General features: G+C 70.9%; 18 protein-coding genes and 1 tRNA gene. 10 read left to right on the top strand and 9 right to left on the bottom strand.

Annotated features, from left to right (window positions below; translation table 11 throughout):
- The first annotated feature begins 21 nt into the window (after positions 1-21).
- Positions 22-1,509 (top strand): amino acid permease, encoded by a 1,488-nt coding sequence (locus tag BIV28_RS01010; protein ID WP_076258539.1) that lies wholly within the window; start codon positions 22-24, stop codon positions 1,507-1,509.
- Positions 1,510-1,673: 164 nt separating this feature from the next.
- Positions 1,674-2,600, top strand: a complete 927-nt coding sequence (locus tag BIV28_RS01005) for a hypothetical protein (protein ID WP_076258537.1) — start codon at positions 1,674-1,676, stop codon at positions 2,598-2,600.
- Positions 2,601-2,742: 142 nt separating this feature from the next.
- Here the strand turns inward: BIV28_RS01005 and pntB are convergent, their stop codons facing one another.
- From pntB to BIV28_RS00990, 3 genes are all read right to left on the bottom strand, one after another.
- Positions 2,743-4,122 (bottom strand): Re/Si-specific NAD(P)(+) transhydrogenase subunit beta, encoded by a 1,380-nt coding sequence (gene pntB, locus BIV28_RS01000; protein WP_076258535.1) that lies wholly within the window; start codon positions 4,120-4,122, stop codon positions 2,743-2,745.
- A 6-nt stretch (positions 4,123-4,128) separates the two neighbouring features.
- Positions 4,129-5,685: a Re/Si-specific NAD(P)(+) transhydrogenase subunit alpha gene (locus BIV28_RS00995; RefSeq protein ID WP_076258533.1), complete on the bottom strand. Its 1,557-nt coding sequence runs from the start codon at positions 5,683-5,685 to the stop codon at positions 4,129-4,131.
- Between the two features lie 192 nt (positions 5,686-5,877).
- Positions 5,878-6,831: a sugar-binding transcriptional regulator gene (locus BIV28_RS00990; protein WP_207555686.1), complete on the bottom strand. Its 954-nt coding sequence runs from the start codon at positions 6,829-6,831 to the stop codon at positions 5,878-5,880.
- 208 nt (positions 6,832-7,039) lie between these two features.
- Between BIV28_RS00990 and BIV28_RS00985 the strand changes: the two genes are divergently transcribed.
- The 5 genes from BIV28_RS00985 to xylB are packed head-to-tail and all read left to right on the top strand — an operon-like array spanning position 7,040 to position 13,161.
- The gene (locus BIV28_RS00985) at positions 7,040-8,356 is read left to right on the top strand and encodes an ABC transporter substrate-binding protein (protein WP_423221529.1); all 1,317 of its coding nucleotides are present in this window, start codon (positions 7,040-7,042) and stop codon (positions 8,354-8,356) included.
- Positions 8,353-9,300, top strand: coding sequence for a carbohydrate ABC transporter permease (locus BIV28_RS00980; RefSeq protein ID WP_076258530.1), 948 nt, complete (start codon positions 8,353-8,355; stop codon positions 9,298-9,300). Before BIV28_RS00985 ends, BIV28_RS00980 begins: the two co-directional genes overlap by 4 nt.
- Positions 9,297-10,208 (top strand): carbohydrate ABC transporter permease, encoded by a 912-nt coding sequence (locus tag BIV28_RS00975; protein WP_083706929.1) that lies wholly within the window; start codon positions 9,297-9,299, stop codon positions 10,206-10,208. The genes BIV28_RS00980 and BIV28_RS00975 overlap by 4 nt, the downstream gene beginning before the upstream one ends.
- Positions 10,205-11,716, top strand: a complete 1,512-nt coding sequence (locus BIV28_RS00970) for a mannitol dehydrogenase family protein (RefSeq protein ID WP_076258529.1) — start codon at positions 10,205-10,207, stop codon at positions 11,714-11,716. Before BIV28_RS00975 ends, BIV28_RS00970 begins: the two co-directional genes overlap by 4 nt.
- Positions 11,692-13,161: a xylulokinase gene (xylB, locus tag BIV28_RS00965; protein WP_076258527.1), complete on the top strand. Its 1,470-nt coding sequence runs from the start codon at positions 11,692-11,694 to the stop codon at positions 13,159-13,161. Before BIV28_RS00970 ends, xylB begins: the two co-directional genes overlap by 25 nt.
- A gap of 28 nt (positions 13,162-13,189) precedes the next feature.
- Here the strand turns inward: xylB and BIV28_RS00960 are convergent, their stop codons facing one another.
- From BIV28_RS00960 to BIV28_RS00940, 5 genes are all read right to left on the bottom strand, one after another.
- Complete coding sequence (locus BIV28_RS00960) at positions 13,190-13,900, bottom strand: flavodoxin family protein (protein WP_076258525.1); 711 nt, start codon at positions 13,898-13,900, stop codon at positions 13,190-13,192.
- A gap of 69 nt (positions 13,901-13,969) precedes the next feature.
- The gene (locus BIV28_RS00955) at positions 13,970-14,515 is read right to left on the bottom strand and encodes a DUF4328 domain-containing protein (protein WP_076258523.1); all 546 of its coding nucleotides are present in this window, start codon (positions 14,513-14,515) and stop codon (positions 13,970-13,972) included.
- 51 nt (positions 14,516-14,566) lie between these two features.
- Positions 14,567-16,327 (bottom strand): arginine--tRNA ligase, encoded by a 1,761-nt coding sequence (argS, locus tag BIV28_RS00950; protein ID WP_076258521.1) that lies wholly within the window; start codon positions 16,325-16,327, stop codon positions 14,567-14,569.
- A 131-nt stretch (positions 16,328-16,458) separates the two neighbouring features.
- Positions 16,459-18,384, bottom strand: coding sequence for a sunset domain-containing protein (locus BIV28_RS00945; RefSeq protein WP_076258519.1), 1,926 nt, complete (start codon positions 18,382-18,384; stop codon positions 16,459-16,461).
- A gap of 143 nt (positions 18,385-18,527) precedes the next feature.
- Positions 18,528-20,180: an AMP-binding protein gene (locus tag BIV28_RS00940; RefSeq protein WP_076258518.1), complete on the bottom strand. Its 1,653-nt coding sequence runs from the start codon at positions 20,178-20,180 to the stop codon at positions 18,528-18,530.
- 156 nt (positions 20,181-20,336) lie between these two features.
- Between BIV28_RS00940 and BIV28_RS00935 the strand changes: the two genes are divergently transcribed.
- A complete protein-coding gene (locus BIV28_RS00935) occupies positions 20,337-20,852 on the top strand; it encodes a hypothetical protein (RefSeq protein WP_076258516.1) in 516 nt (171 codons plus the stop codon).
- 68 nt (positions 20,853-20,920) lie between these two features.
- On the opposite strand, the gene BIV28_RS00930 is transcribed toward BIV28_RS00935, so the two are convergent.
- Positions 20,921-20,993: transfer RNA gene (locus BIV28_RS00930), tRNA-Arg, on the bottom strand.
- 322 nt (positions 20,994-21,315) lie between these two features.
- Here BIV28_RS00930 and BIV28_RS00925 point away from each other — a divergent pair.
- Entirely contained in the window at positions 21,316-23,262 is a 1,947-nt protein-coding gene (locus BIV28_RS00925; RefSeq protein WP_423221528.1) for a phosphoenolpyruvate carboxykinase (GTP), read from the top strand.
- Between the two features lie 154 nt (positions 23,263-23,416).
- The gene (locus BIV28_RS00920) at positions 23,417-23,908 is read left to right on the top strand and encodes a DUF6328 family protein (protein WP_076258514.1); all 492 of its coding nucleotides are present in this window, start codon (positions 23,417-23,419) and stop codon (positions 23,906-23,908) included.
- Positions 23,909-24,041 lie beyond the last annotated feature (133 nt).

The raw sequence follows: 24,041 nt of genomic DNA, 5'->3' as shown, positions 1-24,041 counted from the left end.
ACTCCAGCCCGGGAGGCCCACATGAGCATCTTCCGCACCAAGTCGATCGAGGCCACGATGGCCGCGGCCGACGAGGCCGAGCACCACCTGAAGAAGCGACTCACCGCTCTCGACCTCACAGTTTTCGGCATCGGCGTCATCATCGGCGCCGGTATCTTCACCCTCACCGGCCGCGCCGCGAAGGACTTCGCCGGACCCTCGATCGCCCTCTCGTTCGTCGTCGGCGCCGTCGTCTGTGGCCTGGCCGCACTCTGCTACGCGGAGTTCGCGTCCACGGTGCCGATCTCAGGGTCGGCCTACACGTTCTCCTACGCGACCCTTGGCGAGATCGTCGCGTGGATCATCGGCTGGGACCTGCTGCTCGAGCTCATGCTCGGCGCGAGCGTCGTGTCCCAAGGCTGGTCCACCTACTTCGTCAAGCTGCTGGAGCAGCTGGGCATCACCTGGCCCGCGTCGCTGGCGCCGGGCTCCCACTTCGACCTGCCCGCCTTCCTCCTCATCGCCCTGCTGACGGTCCTCATCGCGGTCGGCATCAAGGAGTCGATGCGGGTCAACCTCGTTCTCGTCGCCATCAAGCTCTTCATCGTGCTGTTCGTCATCTTCGCCGGCATCGGCTTCATCAACCGCGACAACTGGTCACCGTTCATCCCGCCGTCGCAGCCGGGCGAGGCAGCCGCCGGCCTGACGACGCCGCTTTTCCAGTGGCTGACCGGTATCGAGCCGGTGACGTTCGGAGTCCTCGGCATCATGTCCGGTGCCGCCGTCGTGTTCTTCGCGTACATCGGCTTCGACGTCGTCGCGACGACGGCGGAGGAGGCCAAGAACCCCCAGCGCGACCTGCCCATCGGCATCATCGGCTCGCTCGTCATCTGCACGATCCTCTACATGGCCGTCTCGCTCGTCATCACCGGCATGGTCAAGTACGACAAGATCGACCCCGACGCGGCGCTCGCCTCGGCCTTCTCCGCGGTCGGCAAGGAGGGGTACGCGACGTTGATCTCGGCGGGCGCCGTCGCCGGCCTGACGACCGTCGTCATGACGCTGATGATCGGCGCCACCCGCGTGACGTTCGCGATGAGCCGCGACCACCTCATCCCCGCTTCGCTCGGTCGCACGAGCGAGCGCACGGGCACCCCGGTGCGCCTGACGCTCATCATCGGCACCGCGGTCGCGCTCATCGCCTCGCTGACGCCGATCGGCAAGCTCGAGGAGATGGTCAACATCGGCACGCTGACGGCCTTCATGCTCGTCTCGATCGCCATCCCGATCCTGCGCAAGCGCCGTCCCGACCTCAAGCGGTCGTTCAAGGTGCCGGGCAACCCGGTCGTGCCGTGGATCTCCGCGGCGGCCTGCTTCTACCTCGTGCTCAACCTGTCGATCGAGACGTGGCTGCGTTTCATCGTGTGGATGATCCTCGGCTTCGCCATCTACTTCGGTTACTCGCGCCGCAACAGCAAGCTCGAGACGGGCGAGGAGGAAGAGGGCGCCAAGGTCCCCGCCAACGTCTGACGGATCCGCCCCTCCCCCTCTACACCCGACCGAACGACTCGTTCGGTGCCGAACGCGCCGGTGCACCGGCGCGTTCGGCATGTAACGACGCGTTCGCCCCCTCACCTAGAGGTTGTCCACAGCCCTACAGCGGGTCACCGCCAGGGTGGAGCACCATCGACGACATGGACCTCGCATCACTGGCCCGCGACGATGTCGTCTCGGCAGCGCACGCCCGCACCCTCGGCGTGACGAGTGCCGAGCTGAGGCGACGGGTCCGGGCCGGTCAGGCCTATCCCCTGCACCGCGGCTGGTATGCCACCCGTCGGCCGAGGGATGCGCGCGACCGCCACCTCCTGCGCACCACCGCCCTTCTGCAGGAGTACGGCGGTCAGGCCGTCGCGAGCCACGGCTCGGCGCTCGTCCTGCTGGGGCTGCCACTGGAGGCCGTCGATCTCGGGACCGTCCACCTCATGTGGATCGGATCCGACACCACCTACCGGTCCTACAGCCGGGTGCACGTGCACGAGGGGGTCGACGCGTCAGCCCTGCCCCATCGCGGCCTGACAGTGCACCCGGCCCTTGCCGTCGTGCAGTCGGGGTTGCGTGACGTGGCCTCGCTCGTCGTGGCCGGTGACGCCGCACTCAGGCGCGGCGACGCCACACGACGCGAGGTGGAGGCTGCCATCGCGGCCCTGCGCGGACAGCGTGGGCTCGTCCGCGCGCGGTCTGCGGTCCCCTGGCTCGACCCGAGGCACGAGTCGCCCGGAGAGTCGATGACTGCCCTGGTTCTTCGCGGTCTCGGCTACGACCTCGAGCCGCAGTTCGAGCCGGGAACGCTCGGCCCCAACGGCTTTCCCGAGCGAGCGGACTTCGTCATTCGAGGCAGTCGGGTGCTCGTGGAGTTCGACGGCCGCAGCAAGTACGCGGCGGGCTCCCCGGACGAGGCCCAGGCGCTGCTGTTCGCCGAGAAGCGTCGGGAGGACGCCTTTCGGCGCGTCGGTTACGAGGTGGTCCGGCTGACCTGGGGCGACCTCCATCGGCCAGCCGAGGTGCGCTCACGGATCGAGGCGGCCCTGGCCCGGGACCGCAGCCGCCGCCGCGCCGTCTGACGAACGCGTCCCCACACGCGACCGAACGAGTCGATCGGTGGCGACCACGCCGGAAAGCCTCGAACAGGTCGGTGCACCGACGCTTTCGGCACCGAACGACTCGTTCGGTGCCGAAAGCGTCGGAATGGACCTAAGGGCGGGGTCAGAGGGCCTTGATGATGTCCTCGACGCGCTCCTTGGCGTCGCCGAAGAGCATGGCGCTGTTGTCGCGGAAGAAGAGCGGGTTCTGCACGCCGGCGTACCCGGCGTTCATCGAGCGCTTGAACACGACGACGTCCTTGGCGTTCCAGACCTGCAGCACCGGCATGCCGGCGATCGGCGACCCCGGGTCCTCGGCGGCGGCCGGGTTGACGGTGTCGTTGGCGCCGATGACGAGCACGACGTCGGTGCCGGGGAAGTCGTCGTTGATCTCGTCCATCTCCAGGACGATGTCGTAGGGCACCTTCGCCTCGGCGAGCAGGACGTTCATGTGGCCCGGCAGGCGCCCGGCGACCGGGTGGATGCCGAAGCGCACGTCGACGCCGCGCTCGCGCAGCTTCGCCGTGAGGTCGGCGACCGGGTACTGCGCCTGCGCCACGGCCATGCCGTAGCCGGGGGTGATGACGACCGACGACGCGTGGGTGAGCAGGTCGGCGACCTCCTCGGCGTTCGTCTCGCGGTGGTCGCCGTAGTCGACGTCGCCGCTCGTGACCGCCCCGTCGGAGCCGAAGCCACCGGCGATGACCGACACGAACGAGCGGTTCATCGCCGTGCACATGATGTACGACAGGTAGGCACCCGATGAGCCGACGAGCGCGCCGGTGACGATGAGCAGATCGTTGCCGAGCATGAAGCCGGCCGCGGCAGCGGCCCATCCCGAGTAGCTGTTGAGCATCGACACGACGACGGGCATGTCGCCGCCGCCGATCGAGGCCACGAGGTGCCAGCCGAACGCCAGCGCGATCGCGGTCATCGCCATGAGCGGCACGATCGAGTGCGAGGCAACGAACCACACGAGCAGCGCGGCCGACACCACGAGCGCGGCGAGGTTGAGCCAGTGCCGCGCGGGCAGCATCAGCGGCTTGGACGAGATGCGCGCCGACAGCTTGAGGAAGGCGACGATCGACCCGGTGAAGGTGACCGCACCGATGAAGACGCCGAGGAAGATCTCGACGAGGTGCACGCCGTCGGAGGCCTCCGAGCCGGACGCGAGGAACGTGTTGAAGCCGACGAGCACCGCTGCGGCACCGACGAACGAGTGGAGCATCGCGATGAGCTCGGGCATCCCGGTCATCTCGACGCGGCGAGCCCGCCAGATGCCGATGCCTGCGCCGATCGCCATGGCGACGGCGATGAGCAGCCAGTTGGCCGCCGGCGCCCCGCGCAGCGCGAGCCACAGCGTCGCGACGAGCGCGAGCGCCATGCCGACCATCCCGAGGATGTTGCCGTCCTTGGCGGTCTCGTGCTTCGACAGGCCCGCGAGGGACAGGATGAACAGCAGCGCCGCGATGATGTAGGCGGCCTGGATGAGTGCGAGATCCATTGGTGCTCAGCCCTTCCGGAACATCGTCAGCATGCGGCGGGTGACGAGGAACCCACCGAAGATGTTGATGCTCGCGATGAGCGTGGCGAGGAAGGCCAGCACGACGATGACGCCGGACGTGCCGGCTCGCCACTGTCCCAGCTGGATCAGTGCCCCGACGACGATGATGCCGCTGATCGCGTTGGTCACCGACATCAGCGGGGTGTGCAGGGCGTGGTGCACGTGCCCGATGACGTAGTAGCCGACGACGACGGCGAGGGCGAACACCGTGAAGTGCCCGAGGAAGCTCGGCGGCGAGACCGCCGCGACGAGGGCGAACACCACGGCCCCGATACCCATGGCCACGTACTTGCGCCGTGGGTCCTTCGGTGGCTCAGGCTCTTTCACCACCTGCTTGCCGGACGCGGCAGCAGGCGCCGGCGCGGCGCTCACCTGGATCGCGGGCGGGGGCCAGAGCAGCTCGCCGTCGCGCGCGACGGTCATGTTGCGCTGCACGACGTCGTCGAAGTCGAGGACGACCTGCCCGTCCTTGCCCGGCGTCAGCAGCTTCATGAGGTTGACGAGGTTGGTGCCGTAGAGCTGGGAGGCCTGCGTGGGCAGCCGGGCGGCGAGGTCGGTGTAGCCGATGATCTTGACGCCGTTGGCCGTGACGACGAGCTCGTCGGCCACCGACCCCTCGACGTTGCCGCCGTTGGAGGCGGCCATGTCGACGATGACCGAACCGGGCTTCATCGTCGCGACCATCTCGGCCGTGATGAGCCGCGGGGCGGGGCGACCCGGGATGAGCGCCGTGGTCACGACGATGTCGACGTCCGGGGCCTGCGAGGCGTAGAGCTCGGCCGCGCGGCGGTTGTACTCCTCGCCCATCTCCTTGGCGTAGCCGTCGGAGGACGCGGTGGCCTCGTCGACCTCCGGCATCTGCACGGCGAGGAAGTCCGCTCCCATCGACTCGACCTGCTCGGCCACCTCGGGCCGGGCGTCGGTGGCGCGCACGATCGCACCGAGCGAGCGTGCCGTGCCGATCGCGGCGAGACCCGCGACGCCGGCTCCGGCGACGAGGACCTTGGCCGGCGGCACCTTGCCCGCCGCGGTGACCTGCCCGGTGAAGAACGAGCCGAACTCGTGGGCCGCCTCGACGACGGCGCGGTAGCCAGCGATGTTGGCCATCGACGAGAGCACGTCGAGCGACTGGGCCCGGCTGATGCGCGGCACCGCATCCATGGCCATGGCCGTGACGCCGGCTGCGCGCAGCTTCTCGACGAGCTCGGGGCTCAGGGCGGGAGCCATCAGGGAGACGATGACGGCACCGGGTCGCAGAAGTGCGATGTCGGCGTCGGCCGGCGCGTTGACCTGGTGCACGACGTCCGAGCCCCAGGCCTCGTCGCGGTCGACGATCCGCGCGCCGGCGTCGGCGTACGCGTCGTCGGAGAAGCTCGCGAGCACTCCCGCACCGCGTTCGACGACGACGTCGTAGCCGAGGCCGACGAGCTGTCCGACGGTCTTGGGCGTGGCGGCGACCCGCGTCTCGCGGGCTCGCGTCTCTCGGGGTACACCGATCTGCACGCTGGCTCCTTCGCTCACGACGGCACTGGCTCCCGAACCTAGAGCACGGACCACCGCGCACGGGGAGGACTGCCGGTCACATCACACACCGGATCGACCCGTTCGGCCGGGCCGTCTCTGATCGTGGGCGTGTCACGGCCGTGCCGCCGCCGGCCCCGCTCCGAGCACGTCGCGACCCGGGCCGGGTGCGCGTCAGGAGAGCAGCGCGTCGGCGAGGGCGGCGTCGGCGACGACGGCGTTGACGAGCCCTCCCGCGAGCGCGGCGCGCACCGCCACGCCCTTGTCGGCGCCGGACGCGATGGCGACGACCTCCTCGATGCCGCGCAGGGCGTCGGGGCTGATCGTGACGACCCGCTCGGTCAGCGGGGGCTCGACGACGGTGCCGGACGCGTCGAAGAGGACACCGGCGATCTCGCCGACGACGCCGAGGCCGGCGAGGGCCTCGCGGTCGGCGGACGTGACCGCGTCGTGGATCGTGGACAGGCCGGGCGCCCACGCGCCGACGCCCATGACGGCGACGGTGACCCTCGACGCCTGCGCCAGGACGCGCGCCACCTGGGGCTCGCGTCGCAGCGTGGCCGCGCCGGCGGCGTCGTCGAGCAGCAGCGGCGCGTAGAAGATCGAGGAGCCTCCGCCGGTGGCGCGGGCGGCGCGTCGGACGATGTCGACGGCGCTGCTGTCGTGGCCCTCCACCTCCATGGCGCCGCTCAGCTGGACGACGTCGACCGGGGGCAGGTCGCGCAGCGAGCGCGTCATGACGTCGACCGAGCGCGACCACGGCAGGCCGAGCACGTCGCCGGCCTGCACGACGTCGGTGAGCAGCCCGGCCGCGGCGCGTCCGAGGTGGTCGGCCAGGGCGGAGGACTCGATGCGCGAGCCGTCGACGACGACGGCGTGCCGCAGCCCGAACCGCTCCTGCAGCCGGGCCGAGCGGTCGAGGTCGAGCTCGCCGTCGGCGACGATCTCGATGCGCACGATGCCGGCCTCGCGGGCGAAGTCGATGAGGCGAGCGACCTTGAACCGGCTGAGGCCGAGCTCGTCGGCGATCTCGACCTTGGACTGGCCGGCGAGGTAGTGGCGGCGGGCCACGGCCGCCGCGAGCACGAGCTCGGCCGGCCCGCGTCGCTCCATCCCGGTCTCCTTCACGCCTGAAGTCTTGCGCCTGCGACCCACCGCCGTGACAGGACCCCGGTTTTCGGGCGACCTGTTGACACCGGTGACCCGAGTCACTTTACTCATATGTGCAGCCTAGCGCTCAAATGAGCGGACTCAAGGAGGAGACGTGCAACGGAACGGACACCGGAGAAGCCGCCGCAGTCGCGCGGTCGCGGGGGCCGCCCTGACGACGGGACTCGTGGCGAGCCTCTCGGCGTGCGCGGGCTGGGGGGCCGTCGGCCAGGGCGGCGGCGACGACGCGATCAACGTCCTCATGGTCAACAACCCGCAGATGGTCGACCTGCAGCAGCTGACCGCTGACAACTTCACGGCGAAGACCGGCATCAAGGTGAACTTCACGGTGCTCCCCGAGAACGACGTGCGCGACAAGATCAGCCAGGAGTTCTCGAGCCAGGCGGGCCAGTACGACGTCGCCTCGCTCAGCAACTTCGAGATCCCGATCTACGCCAAGGCGAAGTGGATCAGCCCGCTCGACGGCTTCATCGCCAAGGACACCGCCTTCGACCAGGCGGACATCCTCAAGCCGATGCAGGTGTCGCTGTCGTCCGACGGCAAGGTCTACGGCGAACCCTTCTACGGCGAGTCGTCGTTCCTCATGTACCGCAAGGACGTCCTGGCGCAGAAGGGCGTCACGATGCCCGCGCAGCCCACGTGGCAGCAGGTCGCCGACATCGCCGCCAAGGTCGACGGCGCCCAGCCCGGCATGGCCGGCATCTGCCTGCGCGGCCAGCCCGGGTGGGGCCAGCTCTTCGCCCCGCTGACGACGCTCGTCAACACCTTCGGCGGCACGTGGTTCGAGAAGGACTGGACGCCCAAGGTCAACGCCCCCGAGTTCAAGGAGGCGACGAACTTCTACGTCAACCTGGTCCGTCAGCACGGGGAGAAGGGTGCGCCGCAGGCCGGCTTCACCGAGTGCCTCAACAACCTCACCCAGGGCTCGGTGGCCATGTGGTACGACGCGACCTCGGCCGCCGGGTCGCTCGAGGCCAAGGACTCCCCCGTCCGCGGCAAGCTCGGCTACGCCCCGGCGCCCGTCGTCAAGACGAAGAGCTCGGGCTGGCTCTACGCGTGGTCGTGGGGCATCCAGGCCGCGAGCACGAAGCAGGAGAACGCCTGGAAGTTCGTCTCGTGGGCCTCGAGCAAGGAGTACGAGCAGCTCGTCGGCGAGAAGCTCGGCTGGTCGCGCGTGCCCGCGGGCAAGCGCGCCTCGACGTACGACAACGCCTCCTACCTCGCGGAGGCCGGCGCCTTCGCCGCCCCGACGAAGGCCGCGATCGAGGCCGCCGACCCCACCAACCCCGGCGTCCAGCCGCGGCCGGCCCTCGGCATCCAGTTCGTCGACATCCCCGAGTTTCCCGATCTCGGGACGCAGGTCAGTCAGGACGTCAGCTCGGCGATCGCCGGGAAGACCACGGTCGACGAGGCCCTGGACAAGGGCCAGCGCCTGGCCCAGGACGTCGCCGAGCGCTACCAGTCGAGGGAGGCCAACCAGTGAGCACCGCCACGCAGACCCCGCAGACCCGGTCGTCGGTCGACGACACCGGCCGGTCGACGACCCTGGCCAAGGCGGGTGACTGGGCCCGACGCGCCCCGCTGCTGCCGGCCCTGATCTTCGTCATCGTCCTGACGCAGCTGCCGTTCATCGGCACGCTCGTCATCTCCTTCATGAACTGGAACGCCTACTACCCCGACGAGCGGGGGTTCGCCGGCTTCGACAACTACCGGCGGGTCTTCACCGACGAGAACGCCCGCCAGGCCGTCGTCGTCACCGTCCTGCTCACCGTGGGCGTCGTCGGGATCAGCCTCGTGCTGGGCCTGGCCATCGCCCTCCTGCTCGACCGCAAGTTCCGCGGCCGCGGCATCGTGCGCACCCTGATGATCGTGCCGTTCCTCATCGTGCCGGTCGCCGCGGCGCTGCTCTGGAAGCACGCCCTCTACAACCCCGAGTACGGCCTCTTCAACGGCCTGCTCAAGTGGGTCTTCGGCCCCGACGCGCCCCAACCCGACTGGATCACGAACAACCCGCTGTGGGCGATCATCGCGGCGCTCGTGTGGCAGTGGACGCCGTTCATGATGCTCATCCTGCTGGCGGGCCTGCAGAGCCGGCCGCTCGACGTCGTCGAGGCCGCCCGCATCGACGGTGCCACCGGCTGGCAGATCTTCGTCAACATGACGCTGCCGCACCTGCGCCAGTACATCGAGCTGTCGGCCCTGCTCGGTGCCATCTACGTCGTGGCCAACTTCGACGCCGTCTTCACCATCACGTCCGGCGGTCTCGGCACGGCCAACCTGCCCTACTTCATCTACCAGACCTTCTACACCGCCCAGGACTACGGGCGCGCCTCTGCCGCAGGCGTCGTCGTGGTGATCGCGACGATCATCATCGCCACGCTGGCCCTGCGCACCGTGTTCAGCCTGTTCAAGGAGGAGTCCCGATGAGCGCCGCTTCCCAGACCACCGAGTCCACGGAGCCGGGCACCGCGGCCACGACGCCGTCGCGCCGCTCCTCGACCCCCGACAGCATCGTCCACCGCAAGCCACCGAAGAAGGCGGCCCTGCTCGGCCTGCTCGCCTGGGTCATCGGCATCCTCTTCGCGCTGCCGGTGCTCTGGATGGTCCTGACCTCCTTCCACCGCGAGACCGACGCGGCGACGAACCCGCCGAGCGTCCTCGCCCCGCTGAGCCTCGAGGGCTACCGGACGTTCTTCGCCGCGGGCCCGTGGCCGGCACTGCTCAACTCGCTGACCGCGAGCGTCGTGTCGACGGTCCTCGTGCTGCTCCTGGCCTTCCCCGCGGCTTACGCGCTCTCGATCCGTCCGGTGCGCAAGTGGACCGACGTGCTGTTCTTCTTCCTGTCCACGAAGATGCTGCCGATCGTGGCCGGCATCCTGCCGCTCTACCTCATCGCGCAGAAGGTCCACCTGCTCGACAACATCTGGTACCTGATCATCCTCTACACGGCGATGAACCTGCCGATTGCGATCTGGATGCTCCGGTCCTTCCTCGCGGAGGTGCCGGTCGAGATGCTCGAGGCCGCCCAGGTCGACGGCGCGAGCCTGACCCGGACCCTGCGCGACATCATCGCGCCGGTCGTCATGCCTGGCATCGCGGCCGCCGCGCTGATCTGCTTCATCTTCAGCTGGAACGAGCTGCTGCTGGCCCGGGTGCTGACGGGTACGGTCGCCGGCACGGCCCCGGTCTTCCTCACCGGGTTCGTCACGAGCCAGGGCCTCTTCCTCGCGAAGGTCTGCGCGGCCTCGTTCATCGTGTCGCTGCCGGTGCTGGCCGCCGGGTTCGCGGCGCAGGACAAGCTCGTGCAGGGCCTGTCGATGGGCGCCGTCCGATGAGCGCAGACCCCACCGACCAGACCGCGACGCCGCTGTCGGCCGCGGGGCTGGCCGATCTCGACCCGCGCGTGGCCCGACCCTCGTACGACCGCAGCGCGGTGACGACCGGCATCGTCCACTTCGGCGTCGGCGGCTTCCACCGCGCGCACCAGGCGATGTACGTCGACGCGCTGATGAACGAGGGCGAGGCCCTCGACTGGGGCATCTGCGGCGTCGGCGTGCTCCCGCACGACCGTCGGATCGTCGACACGCTGACCGCGCAGGACGGGCTGTACACGCTCGTCGTCAAGCACCCGGACGGTCGCCGGGAGCCGCGCGTCGTCGGCAGCATCGTCGAGATGCTGTTCGCCCCCGACGACCCGCAGGCCGTCGTCGACAAGCTCGCCGACCCCTCGACGCGGGTCGTCAGCCTGACGATCACCGAGGGTGGCTACCTCGTCAACCAGGTCACCGGGGAGTTCGACGCGTCCGACCCGTCGATCCGGGCCGACCTCGAGGAGGGCGCGACGCCGCACACCGTCTTCGGGTTCGTCGTGGCCGGGCTCGCGGCGCGGCGGGCCGCCGGAACGCCCCCGTTCACCGTCATGTCGTGCGACAACCTGCCCGGCAACGGCGACGTCGCCCGGAAGATGATGACGGCCTTCACCCGGCTCAAGGACCCCGGACTCGCCGACTGGATGGACGAGCACGTGCAGTTCCCCAACTGCATGGTCGACCGCATCACGCCGGTGACCGCCCCGGACGACATCGACCGGCTCGCAGGCGAGTTCGGTGTCGCCGACGGCTGGCCCGTCGTGTGCGAGCCGTTCACCCAGTGGGTCCTCGAGGACCACTTCACCGACGGCCGGCCCCCGTTCGAGGACGCCGGCGTGCAGCTCGTCGACGACGTCGTGCCCTACGAGCTGATGAAGCTGCGCCTGCTCAACGCGAGCCACCAGGCGCTGTGCTACCTCGGCTACCTCTCCGGCTACCGGTACGCCCACGAGGTCTGCCAGGACCCGCTCTTCGTCGACTTCCTCCTCGGTTACATGGAGCACGAGGGCAGCCCGACGCTGCCCGCGGTGCCGGGCGTCGACCTCGACGCGTACTGTCACCAGCTCATCGAACGCTTCGCCAACCCCGAGGTGCGCGACACCCTGGCCCGGCTGTGCGCCGAGTCCTCCGACCGCATCCCGAAGTGGCTCGTGCCGGTCATCAACCGCAACCTCGAGACGGGCGGCCAGATCGACCGGTCGGCGCTCGTCGTGGCCGCGTGGGCCCGGTACGCCGAGGGCGTCGACGAGGCCGGTGAGCCGATCGAGGTCGTCGACCGCGTCAAGGACCGCGTCATGGCTGCGGCGGCCCGGCAGGGCGAGGACCCGCTGGCGTTCCTGCGCGACCGCGACCTCTTCGGCGGCCTCGCCGACGACGAGCGGTTCGCAGCGGTGTTCACGGACGCGCTCTCGGCCTTGCACGACAAGGGCGCCCGGGAGACGCTTCAGGCATGGAGCACCCGGGTGACCACGTGACCGACGGCCGTACCCTCGTCGCCGGCGTCGACAGCTCGACGCAGTCGACGAAGGTCGTCGTGTGCGACGCCGAGACCGGCGCCGTCGTGCGCACGGCCCGGGCACCGCACCCCGACGGCACCGAGGTGCACCCGGACCGCTGGTGGGAGGCCTTCGAGCAGGCGAGCGGCAACGGCGTCCTCGACGGTGTCGCCGCCATCGCCGTCGGGGGCCAGCAGCACGGCATGGTCGCGATGGACGACACCGACGCGGTCGTGCGCGACGCGCTGCTGTGGAACGACACCCGAAGCGCCGGCGCCGCCCGCGACCTCACCGAGGAGCTCGGCGGCGCGGCGGCGTGGGTCGACGCCGTGGGGCTCGTCCTCGTGCCGAGCTTCACCGTGACGAAGCTGCGCTGGTTGGCCCGGAACGAGCCGGAGAACGCGGCCCGCGTGGCCCGCGTCGTCCTGCCGCACGACTGGCTCACAGGTCGGATCCTCAAGCAGGGCAACGGCTTCCAGCGCTGGACCACCGACCGTGGCGACGCGTCCGGCACCGGGTACTGGTCGGCGGCCAAGGGCGACTACCGCCCCGACCTGCTCGAGCTGGCGTTCGGCCGTGGCCTCGAGGTGCCCGACGTCCTGGCTCCCGCCGAGGCCGCCGGGCGCACAGGGTCCGGCATGCTCGTGGCCGCAGGCACCGGCGACAACATGGGTGCCGCGCTCGGGCTGACCCTCGAGCCCGGCGACGTCGTCGTGTCGCTCGGCACGAGCGGCACGGTGTTCACGCCGCACGGCTCGGCGATCCGCGACGAGTCGGGGGCCATCGCCGGCTTCGCCGACGCGACCGGCCGCCACCTGCCGCTCATGTGCACCCTCAACGCGGCCCGCGTGCTCACCGCGTCGGCGGCGGTGCTCGGCGTCGACCTCGCCGAGCTGGACCGCCTGGCCCTGGCCGCGGCCCCGGGCGCCGACGGCCTGACGCTGCTGCCCTACCTCGACGGCGAGCGCACCCCTGACCTGCCCGACGCCACCGGCACCCTGAGCGGCCTGACGCGGGCCAACGCCACCCCGGAGAACCTGGCCCGCGCCGCCGTCGAGGGGATGCTGTGCAACCTCGTCGCCGGCGTCGACGCCCTGCGGGACAACGGCGTCCGCGTCGGGCGGGTGCTGCTCATCGGCGGCGCCTCGGCCTCCCGCGCGGTCCGCGAGATCGCACCCGGGCTGTTCCGGGCGCCCGTCGTCGTGCCGTCGCCGGCCGAGTACGTCGGTGTCGGCGCGGCGCGTCAGGCCGCGTGGGTGCTCTCGGGCGCCGACGAGCCGCCGACGTGGCAGCTCGGGATCGACTCCGAGTACGACGTGCCCGACGCCGGGGCGGCTGCGGCAGCCGAGGTCGTCGGGCGGTACGCCGACCTGCTCGAGCGCGTCCACGGCGTCCGGCAGGGCGCCGCTGCGCCGATCAGCTGACGCAGTGGCGGCACCCGAGCCCGGCGCGTCAGCGGTACTCGGGGTTGTGCCAGCCGAAGTGCTCGCCGGAGTTCCACTCCGAGCGCTGGTTGCCGTACGCCGGCACGCCACCCGCGTCGGTCAGCATCCGCGCCAGGTGCATGAGGTTCCACGTCATGAAGGTCGTGTTGCGGTTCGTGAAGTCGTTCTCCGGGCCGCCGCTGCCGGGGTCGAGGTAGCTCGGACCGGGACCGGCCTCGCCGATCCAGCCGGCGTCGGCGTTGGGCGGGATCGTGTAGCCGACGTGCTGGAGGCTGTAGAGGACGTTCTGCGCGCAGTGCTTGATGCCGTCCTCGTTGCCGGTGATGAGGCACCCGGCCACGCGCCCGTAGAACAGGTACTGGCCCTTGTCGTTGAGCATCCCCGACAGCGAGTAGATCCGTTCGATGAAGCGCTTCGTGACGCTCGAGTTGTCACCGAGCCAGATCGGGCCTGCGACGACGAGGATCTGGCTCTCGAGGATGCCGGGGTACAGGTCGGGCCACGCGTCGGACTCCCACCCGTGCTCGCGCATGTCGGGGTAGACCCCCGTGGCGACGTCGTGGTCGACGAACCGGATCACGTCGACGTCGACGCCGTGGTCGCGCATGATCGCGGCACTGGCGTCGACGAGGCCCTGGGTGTGGCTCTGCTCGGGGCTCTTCTTCAGCGTGCAGTTGACGTACGTGGCCTTGAGGCCGGTGAAGTCCCAGTCGGTCATGCCCCGACTCTCCTCCGGACCCAGCCCGGAGGCAGCCGAATCGAGCACACCGGTACGGGACGCGCCCTGTCAGCGACGGGCGGCGAGCCCGACCCGGCGGATCAGGGCGACGAGCGCAAGCGCCGCGGCCCAGACCGCCAACAGCACGGTCATCACCCCGTCCCGCCCGGCGGGGAGCCCCCGGTCACGCCGTCGGGCCGCCGCGACACCGGTGCACACGTCGCGCAGCGCGAGCGGCCCGAGCACCACGGACGCGACCGGGATGAACCAGGCCCAGGCGGCCAGGCGCGGCCCGAGGACGGCGACCTGCTCGCACCGCTCGGACGTTCGTATCCGGCGTACCCACGTGAAGAAGACGACCGCGCACCCGACGAGTGCCGCGAACCCGACGGCGGCGAGCGCCAGACGTCGCCCCGACGACGCCTCGAGGGCGACGGGGTCGAGGGCCCGCCAGGCGTCGAGGACGGACCCGGCCGAAACGACCTGGGCCACGAGGAGCGGGACCTGCAGCAGCAGGAGGGCCGCGGCCACCACGCCCCAGCGGTCGGTCTCGGCGTGCCACGGACGGCCGGCGACGCTACTGACGCCGAGCGACCGGCGTCCGTCGTCATCCACAGGGGGTGCGCCGCCCGTCCCAGCCCGAGCCGGCACGGGCGGCGCCCGCTGTCACATCTGCTCGGGCGCCTCGAGGCCGAGCACGTCGAGGCCCGTCGTCATGACCCGGAAGACCAACGCGCACAGCGTCAGTCGCGAGGCGCGCACCTCGTCGAGGTCGGCCTTGAGCACGGGGCAGTTCTCGTAGAAGGCCGAGAACGCCTGGGCCAGCTCGAAGAGGTAGCCGGCGAGACGGTGCGGCTCGTACGTCGCACCGACCTCGGCCACGACGTCGCCGAACCCGAGCAGGTGCGTGGCGAGGGCACGCTCGTGCGGCTCGCCGAGCAGGATCGTGTCGTGCTGCACCGAGGGGTCGGTGCCGACCTGCCGGAAGATCGAGCGGATCCGGGCCACGACGTACTGCAGGTACGGGCCGGTGTTGCCGGTGAGCGACACCATCCGGTCGAGGTCGAAGACGTACTCGCTGTCGTGCGCCACCGACAGGTCGGCGTACTTGACCGCGCCGATGCCGACCTGGCGGGCGATCGTGGCGCGGGTCGACGCGTCGAGGTCGGGGCGCGCCTCCTCGAGCACCTGACCGGCCTTGTCGACGGCCTCCTCGAGCATCGCCATGAGCCGCAGCGGCTTGCCCGAGCGGGTCTTGAGCATCTTGCGGTCCTCGCCGAGCACGTTGCCGATCTGCACGTGGACGGGCGTGACGTCGTCCGGGAGCCAGCCGGCCTTGCGCGCGGTGTCCCACACCATGTTGAGGTGCAGCGCCTGCGGTGCACCGATGACGTAGAGCACCCGGTGCGCGTCGAGCTCGTGGACCCGGTACTTGATGGTCGCGAGGTCCGTTGTGGCATAGCCGTACCCGCCATCGGACTTGCGGATGATGAGCGGCACCGGCTTGCCCTCGCGGCCGGTGTAGCCGTCGAGGAAGACGCACAGGGCGCCGTCGGACACCTCGGCGATGCCGCGCGACTCGAGCTCGTCGCAGATGCCGGGGAGGGCGTCGTTGTACTTCGACTCGCCGGCGAGGTGCAGGTCGGTCAGCGTGACGCCGAGCGTCGAGTAGAGCTTGTTGAAGTAGACCTTCGAGAGGTCGACGAGCTCGTTCCAGAGCCGCAGGGTCTCGGCGTCGCCGGCCTGCAGCAGCACGACGCGCGACCGGGCGCGCACGTTGAAGTCGCCTGCGCTGCCGGCGGGTTCGGCCTTCTCGGCAGCGTCGAACTTGACGCGGGCCGCCTGGTAGAAGGCATTGGGGTCGGTGACGAGCAGCCCGGCCTCGTCGGAGCCCTCGCCGACCTCGAGCAGGTGCTCGATGAGCATGCCGAAGGGTGTGCCCCAGTCGCCGATGTGGTTCTGCCGGATGACGTGGTGGCCGAGGTGCTCGAGCGTGCGCGCCAGGCTGTCGCCGACGACCGTGGTGCGCAGGTGCCCGACGTGCATCTCCTTGGCCACGTTCGGCGCGGAGTAGTCGATCGGGATGTTCTGGGCCTGCTCGACCGGCACGCCGCAGCGCTCGTCGGCGTCGACCTCCTGGAGCAGCGAGGCGAGCCAGGCGCTGGAGAACGTGAGGTTGATGAAGCCCGGACCGCTCACCTCGACCGAGTCGCAGACGCCGTCGAGGTCGAGGGCCTCGACGATCTTCGCGGCGACGTCGCGCGGCGGGGCACCGACCTTCTTGGCGAGGGCGAGCGCGGCATTGACCTGCACGTCGGCGAACTGCGACGGGCGCAGCACCGGGTCGACCTCGCGGAAGTCGTCACCGAGCGCGGTGGCGATCGCGGACTGGACCTTCGGCGTGAGCGCGACGAGCGGGGAGACCATGCGGGCCAGTCTAGGTGCGCACGGGTGGTGCCCTCGCCGGGGTTTCCGGCGCCCGGACGCCGCGGCGCGGGCCGGCACGACGACGGGGCCGGACGCCCGTGGCGACCGGCCCCGTCGTGGAGTCGCTGTGCTCAGTCCTCGCGGCGCGAGAACCCGGAGCGCCGGGCGGCGTCATCGTCGTAGAACCAGACGTCGGGCTCGACGTCGTCGTAGCCGTCCTCGCCCGGGGTGAGGAAGCGGTTGCCGTCGCGCACGCCCTTGACCGCGTGCCCGAGCGGCTGGGCGCCGTCGGAGATCGTCGCGGCCGAGCCCATGCCGAAGCCGCCGTCGACGACCTCGTCGTACTCGGAGACGCGTCGACCGGACGCCGCCTCGGCGCCTGCGGACGCCTCGGGCTGCGTCGACGTCCCGTGCTGCGTCGACGTCTCCTGCTCGGCAGACGCCTTCGGCTCGACGGGCGCGTCCGCGCCCTCGGGAGCCCTGGTGGCCTCCGGAGCCTCGGTGGCGTGCTCGTCGTCGACCTCGCGCGCCTCACGTGCCTCGTCGGCCGACGCGGGTGCGGCGTCGGCCGCGGCCTGCTCGCCCTCGGGGGCCTTGGTCGGGTCCTCGCGCTCGCCGAGCGCGGCGTCGCTGGCATCCGGGGCGGCCGGCTCCTCGGCCTCCGGCGGGCGCTGGCCCGTCGTCGTCGCCCACGGCTGGCCGCGGTGGTCACCCGGGTCGTCCGATGGGGTCCCGCCCTCGGCGATGACGTCGTCACGGTCCTCGAGCGCCGGGACCCTGACCTCCTCGACCTCCTCGACCTCCTCGGCGCCGTCGGCGTCCTCGGGCTCCCAGCCGGCCCCGCCGGTGGAGGTGCCCGAGGAGGGGCCGTCGGTCGGCTCGCTCGACTCGGCTGACGTGGCGGCCGCGGCGGGCGTCTCCCGCGGCTCCGACTCCTCGTCGCCGGTGGCGACGGGCTCGCCCGCCGCCGCGGCGGTCGCTCCGGCGGCACCGGCGGACAGGCCGGCGGCGCCCTCCTCGGCCTCGGCCGTCGGCTCGTCGGTCCGCTCGGCCTGCTCGGCCTGCTCGGCCTGCTCGGACCGCCCGGTGGCGCTCGTGCTGGTCTCGTCGGCGTCGTCTGCCGACGTCTCGTGAAGCTGGGTCGTGTCACTCATGTCGTCGGCTCCGTTGCGCTCGGCGACGACCCCGGGCTGCCCGGCGTCGTCGGACGCGGCGCCCGCGGCCGCGCTGCTCGAGCCGGTGGCGTCCTCGTCGGTGGCTGCCGCGGCCGTCGACGGCGAGTCGGACTCCGGCTCGGCGTCGTCGTGCCACGACGGCACTGCCCCTGTACCCACTCCGGCGTCCGCCGATGCGTCCTCTGCGGCTCCCTCGCCCGACGCGTCCTCACCCGACGCGGCCTCCTCGGCAGCGGCGCCCTTGGTCTCCCCGTGCCCGTCGACGTCGGACGCGGCGGTCGTCGCCGAGGCCGCGTCGGTGGCCGGCGCCCAGCGCCCGCCGTCGTCGGCGCGGGCCTCGTCGTCCGGGTCGTGCGAACCAGCCTGCGCCCCAGCGGAACCCGCGGAGTCACCGAACGGGTTCTCGGCGTCGGCCAGGTCGTCGTCGTCCTCCTCCTGCGTGAAGGCCGCACTGCCCACGGCGGCCCCGGCACCCGCACCGACGCCGGCCGCTGCCGCCCTGCCGCCCCGGTCGTCGTCCTCGGTGGGGACGTCGGGGTCGATGCGGTCGGCCTCGCGGGCGATCTCGTCGTGCTGGGCCTGGGCGCGCTCGGCCACGGCAGCCGCCTGGGCGGCCTGTTCCTCGAGCCGGCGGGCCTCACGCGCCTTGGCCTCGGCCTCGGCGCGCGCCTCGGCGGCCATCTCGCCGGTCACCGAGGCGCGGTCCTGCTGCTGCTGGACCTCGGCGAGACGCGCGTCGAGGCTCGCTCGCATGCGGTCGGCCTCGGCCCGCCGGGCCTCGATCTCCTTGCGGCGACTCGCCGAGACGAAGAACCAGGCGATGAGCGCTACGACGACGACGGCGACGACCACCCACAGGATCGTCTTGTTGGTGTCGGACATTCCATCCCTCTCGGGTCACGGGTCCAGGACGACCACTCCACCGGCAACCTACTGCGCCACAAGCCGGTTCGCGCCCCTGCGACGCGTCCTTTCCGATCCGTACCCGATCCGCCACCATCACCACGGGAGTGGGCCCGCGGGCCTCAGCCCAGGCCGAGGCGCTTCGCCGTCACCTCGCGCATCTCGACCTTGCGGATCTTGCCCGTCACCGTCATCGGGAACTCCTCGACGATCTCGACGTAGCGGGGGATCTTGTAGTGCGCGAGCTGCCCGGTGCAGAACGCCCGCAGCGACTCCGACGTCAGCGGCGTCGCACCCTCCTTCATCCGGATCCACGCGCACAGCTCCTCGCCGTACTTCTCGTCCGGGACCCCGATGACCTGGGCGTCGAGGATGTCGGGGTGGGTGTACAGGAACTCCTCGATCTCCCGCGGGTACACGTTCTCGCCGCCGCGGATCACCATGTCCTTGATCCGGCCGGTGATCTCGACGTAGCCGTCCTCGTGCATGACGCCGATGTCGCCGGTGTGCATCCACCCGTCCGTGACGGCCTCGGCGGTCTTGTCGGGCTGCTCCCAGTAGCCGAGCATCACCGAGTAGCCCTTCGTCAGGAACTCGCCGGCCTGCCCGCGCGGCAGCGTCTCCCCCGACACCGGGTCGACGATCTTGATCTCCAGGTGCGGGCCCACGCGCCCGACCGTGCCGACCTTCTGCTCGAAGGTGTCGTCGGTGCGGTTCTGCGTCGACACCGGTGAGGTCTCGGTCATGCCGTAGCAGATCGTCATCTCCTCGATGCCCGAGGCGATGAGCTTCTTCATCAGCTCGGCCGGGCACGGCGAGCCGGCCATGATGCCGGTGCGCACGCTCGACAGGTCGTAGGAGTCGAAGTCGGGCAGGTTCCACTCGGCGATGAACATCGTCGGGACCCCGTACAGCGAGGTGACCTTCTCGTCCTGCGTCGCCCGGAGCGTCGCGGCGGGGTCGAAGCCCGGCGCCGGGATGACCATGCAGGCGCCGTGCGTCGTGCACGCGAGGTTGCCCATGACCATGCCGAAGCAGTGGTAGAAGGGCACGGGGATGCACACCCGGTCGGCCTCGGTGTAGTCGCACAGCTCGCCGACGAAGTAGCCGTTGTTGAGGATGTTGCGGTGGCTGAGCGTCGCGCCCTTGGGGAACCCGGTGGTGCCGGAGGTGTACTGGATGTTGATGGCGTCGGTGTTGCTCAGGCCCGCCTGAACCCGGGCCAGCTCCTCGGCCGACACCTCGCCGGCCCGCGCGACGAGATCGTCCCAGTCGGGCGTGCCGATGTAGACGACGCGCTCGAGGCCGGGCACCTCGTCGCGGACCTCCTCGACCATGCCGCGGTAGTCGCTCGTCCTGAAGGACTCCGCCGCGACGAGCGTCGAGATGCCGGCCTGCTTCAGGACGTACTGCAGCTCGTGCGCCCGGTAGGCCGGGTTGATGTTGACGAGGATCGCGCCCATCTTCGCCGTGGCGTACTGCACGAGCGTCCACTCGGAGCAGTTCGGGGCCCAGATGCCGACGCGGTCGCCGGTGCGGACGCCGACGGCGAGCAGGGCGCGCGCCAAGGCGTCGACGTCGCGCTGCAGCTCGGTGTAGGTCCAGCGTCGGCCCTGGGTGACGTCGACGAGCGCCTCCCGGTCGCCGAACCGGGCGACGGTGGCATCGAGGTTGTCCCCGATGGTCTGTTCGATGAGCGGCGGCTCGCTCTCACCGCGGGTGTGCGACAGGGCGGGGTCCAGCGCGGTGGACGAGTCGGTCTGCACAGCGGTCATCGTGGCCTCCGGACGTCGTTGACGGTTCCTCAGCACACCCAACCCCGGGGCCCGTCGCCGCGCAAGGGATTCGTCCACGTCCGACTGTCTGCCTCGTCACGCCGGCGGACCGGCGGCTGCCGCGGGCGGGACGATGAAGGTGTCGAAGGAGCCGCCATGAGCCTGCGCACCGACACCCCCTCCCCTGCGACCCCCACGGGCCCGCGACCCACTCGCATCGGGCGGTTCGCCGCCGGGCTCCTGCTCGTCGGCGCCGCGCTCGTCGTCGTGGCGCTCGGCTTCCAGGGGCAGGACCTGGCCGTGGTGTTCTACGCGGGGTTCGCCCTCGTGGCCACCGGCGGTGTCGTCGCCGTGGTCCACCACCTGCGGACCGCGGGCGGCCCCGTCACGGTGCTGCCGACGAGCCGGCTCGGCTGGGTGGCGGTGGCGATGCTCGTCGTCGGCGTCGTCGCCTCCGCCGTGGCGCCGCTCGTCGAGGTCGGGTCCCGGCACGCGAGTGCGGTGCAGAACCTCGCGGTCCAGGGCGGCTTCGTCCTCGCCGGGCTCTCGGGGCTCATGGTCCTGCTCGCGGCGTGGCGCCAGCGTGAGCGATCGCTGCCGGCGATCGTGCTGTGCGGCCTCGCCGGACTGGCCTTCCTCCTGCTGCTCTTCGGCGTCGAGACGCAGGCCTGAGAAGGCGGACATGACGAAGGCCCCGACCGCATCCGGTCGGGGCCTTCGCCTTCTGTCTCAACACAGAGCGCACCCGTAGGGATTCGAACCCCAAACCTTCTGATCCGTAGTCAGATGCTCTATCCGTTGAGCTACGGGTGCAGGTGTCTTCGCCCTTCCGGGCGGGACGAGAAGTTACCTTAGCGCCTCGGGTCGCGAACCACGAAATCGAGGTGACGCGGCCCGCCCGGACCCCGCGGCGCCGACCCCGGACGCGTACCGCAACGGCCCCCTCGGACAGGCCCCGGAGCCCTGTCCACCACACGGCAATCCCGCTGCAATTCCTGCAAGAAACCGACACGATCCCGTCACCGGTCTTGCAACGCCCAGCGGGTGTGAGCCGTTTCACCGGACCCTGACGACAGACCGGTCATCGGCGCTCCGGGCCGGGCGTACGGTGAGTCCATCACGTCATCTGCTCACTATGTGGACACCCGGCGGGGCGCCACCCGCGCCTGACGAGGGCCCACGAGCGAGCAGCAGAACCGGCACGACGTGGTGCCGGCAGTGCACCGCGCGAAGGGATGGCCCGCAAGTGACCACGACCCAAGAGAAACCGAGTACGCACACGACGCACGCCGGCCTGGCCGCGTGGGTCGACGAGGTCGCCGCGCTGACGCAGCCACGCGACATCCGCTGGATCACCGGCACTCCCGAGGAGTGGACCGAGCTCACGGACCAGCTCGTCGAGGCCGGCACCTTCGTGCGCCTGAACGAGGACAAGAAGCCCAACTCGTTCTACTGCAAGAGCGACCCCTCCGACGTCGCCCGCGTCGAGGACCGCACCTACATCTGCTCCCTCGAGGAGAAGGACGCCGGTCCGACGAACAACTGGATGGCGCCGGACGAGATGAAGGCTCGGATGACCGAGCTGTACCGGGGCTCGATGCAGGGCCGCACCATGTACGTCATCCCGTTCGTCATGGGTCACCTCGACGCCACGGTCCCGATGTTCGGCGTCGAGATCACCGACTCGGCCTACGTCGTCGTGTCGATGCTCGTCATGGCCCGCTGCGGCGACGAGGTCCTGCGCCGCATCGAGGAGACCGACGCCTCCTACGTGCCGGCGCTGCACTCGGTCGGCGCCCCGCTCGCCGAGGGCTCGGCCGACGTCGCGTGGCCCTGCTCGGACACGAAGTACATCGTCCACTTCCCCGAGGAGCGCGCCATCTGGAGCTACGGCTCCGGCTACGGCGGCAACGCCCTGCTCGGCAAGAAGTGCTACTCGCTGCGCATCGCGAGCGCCATCGCCCGTGACGAGGGCTGGATGGCCGAGCACATGCTCATCCTCAAGCTCACCTCGCCCAAGGGGTCCGTCCACTACGTCGCGGCCGCGTTCCCGTCGGCCTGCGGCAAGACGAACCTCGCGATGATCACCCCGACCATCCCCGGCTGGAAGGCCGAGATGGTCGGCGACGACATCGCCTGGATGCGGTTCGGCGAGGACGGCCGGCTCTACGCCGTCAACCCGGAGTTCGGGCTGTTCGGCGTGGCGCCGGGCACCGGCGCCTCGACCAACCCCAACGCGATGGCGACCATCGACCAGGGCAACTCGGTCTTCACCAACGTCGCCCTGACCGACGACGGCGACGTCTGGTGGGAGGGCATGACCGACGAGCCGCCGGCCCACCTCACCGACTGGCACGGCAACTCGTGGACGCCCGAGGACGGCAAGGCGGGCACGCTCTCGAGCCACCCGAACAGCCGCTTCTGCACGCCGGCCAAGCAGTGCCCGATGATCGCGCCGGAGTACGACAACCCGAACGGCGTGCCGATCGACGCCATCCTCTTCGGCGGTCGCCGCAAGACCACCGTGCCGCTCGTCTACGAGTCGCGCGACTGGAACCACGGCACGTTCATCGGCGCGACGCTCTCCTCCGAGACCACGGCCGCGGCCGTCGGCGCCGTCGGCGTCGTGCGCCGCGACCCGATGGCGATGCTCCCCTTCATCGGCTACCACGCCGGCGACTACATGAACCACTGGCTCGAGATCGGCAAGGGCGCCGACGCGTCCAAGCTGCCGAAGATCTTCGGCGTCAACTGGTTCCGTCGCGACGAGGAGGACGGCTCGTTCCTGTGGCCCGGCTTCGGCGAGAACAGCCGCGTCCTCAAGTGGGTCGTGGAGCGCCTCGACGGTGACGCCGAGGCCGTCGAGACGCCCATCGGCCTCGTTCCGACGGCCGACGCCCTCGACGTCGACGGCCTCGACATGACGCCCGAGCAGGTCGCCAAGGCCCTCGCCGTCAACGCGTCCGACTGGGAGGCCGAGCTGCCCCTCATCGAGGAGTGGTTCGACAAGTTCGGCGAGCAGCTGCCCGCCGAGCTGCGCACCGAGCTCGACACCCTCCGTTCGCGCGTCAGCGCAGGCTGACGCGCCGGTCCGCCCGGCGCGTGCCGGCGCCGGCGGACGACGTGATGCAGGGCCCGGCACCCCACCTGGTGTGCCGGGCCCTCCGTCGTCGCGGCCCTTCGGGAGCCCGCGCGGAGGGGCGGCGCGACGGGCCCACTGCGGGTACACCTGAGGCATGAGCGACCCACACGCCTACGAGCGGGACGAGAGCGAAGCCCAGCGGATCGACCGCAACTTCAACGAGCAGCTGCAGGAGCTGCGCATCGTCCAGGCCGGCGTCCAGATCCTCTTCGCCTTCCTGCTGACGATCCCCTTCCAGCAGCGGTTCTCGCAGCTGACCGGCCTGCAGCGGACCATCTACGTCATCACGCTGCTGTCGGTCGCCGTGGCGACCCTCGTGTTCATGGCGCCCGTCGCGATGCACCGGATGCTGTTCCGCGAGGGCCTCAAGGACTACGTGGTGCGCCACACCGACCACCTCATCGGCACGGGGCTGTGCCTTCTCGTCGTCGGCATCGTCGGTGGCGTGGTCCTCGTCCTGGACGTCCTGCTGTCGCACTCGACGGCGTTCTGGATCGGCGGCGGGCTCGCCGTCCTGGCGACCGCCCTATGGGTGGCGCTCCCGCTGTCGCAGCGCCGGCGGCGTCGACGCAGCGACGCCGGCTGACCCCCCTTCACCGTCGAAAGGCCACGTTCGGCTGGCCCTTCACCGTCGAGAGGCCACCATCGGCTGCCACCGACCGTCGAGAGGCCACGACGTGTAGGGGCCTGAGACTCGGAGCTCTGGGCGGCGGCGGGAT

This window comes from Intrasporangium flavum (assembly GCF_001956915.1).
Classification (GTDB): domain Bacteria; phylum Actinomycetota; class Actinomycetes; order Actinomycetales; family Dermatophilaceae; genus Monashia; species Monashia flava.
Note: the sequence above shows the minus strand (reverse complement) of the source record. Positions and strands in the feature narration are given on the sequence as shown.

Bases quoted from the DNA above. Each gene is read 5' to 3' on its own strand.
- BIV28_RS01010 (WP_076258539.1), top strand. From the start codon at position 22: ATGAGCATCTTCCGCACCAAGTCGATCGAGGCCACGATGGCCGCGGCC.
- BIV28_RS01005 (WP_076258537.1), top strand. From the start codon at position 1,674: ATGGACCTCGCATCACTGGCCCGCGACGATGTCGTCTCGGCAGCGCAC.
- pntB (WP_076258535.1), bottom strand. From the start codon at position 4,122: ATGGATCTCGCACTCATCCAGGCCGCCTACATCATCGCGGCGCTGCTG.
- BIV28_RS00975 (WP_083706929.1), top strand. From the start codon at position 9,297: ATGAGCGCCGCTTCCCAGACCACCGAGTCCACGGAGCCGGGCACCGCG.
- BIV28_RS00970 (WP_076258529.1), top strand. From the start codon at position 10,205: ATGAGCGCAGACCCCACCGACCAGACCGCGACGCCGCTGTCGGCCGCG.
- xylB (WP_076258527.1), top strand. From the start codon at position 11,692: ATGGAGCACCCGGGTGACCACGTGACCGACGGCCGTACCCTCGTCGCC.
- BIV28_RS00960 (WP_076258525.1), bottom strand. From the start codon at position 13,900: ATGACCGACTGGGACTTCACCGGCCTCAAGGCCACGTACGTCAACTGC.
- argS (WP_076258521.1), bottom strand. From the start codon at position 16,327: ATGGTCTCCCCGCTCGTCGCGCTCACGCCGAAGGTCCAGTCCGCGATC.
- BIV28_RS00945 (WP_076258519.1), bottom strand. From the start codon at position 18,384: ATGTCCGACACCAACAAGACGATCCTGTGGGTGGTCGTCGCCGTCGTC.
- BIV28_RS00940 (WP_076258518.1), bottom strand. From the start codon at position 20,180: ATGACCGCTGTGCAGACCGACTCGTCCACCGCGCTGGACCCCGCCCTG.
- BIV28_RS00935 (WP_076258516.1), top strand. From the start codon at position 20,337: ATGAGCCTGCGCACCGACACCCCCTCCCCTGCGACCCCCACGGGCCCG.
- BIV28_RS00925 (WP_423221528.1), top strand. From the start codon at position 21,316: ATGTGGACACCCGGCGGGGCGCCACCCGCGCCTGACGAGGGCCCACGA.
- BIV28_RS00920 (WP_076258514.1), top strand. From the start codon at position 23,417: ATGAGCGACCCACACGCCTACGAGCGGGACGAGAGCGAAGCCCAGCGG.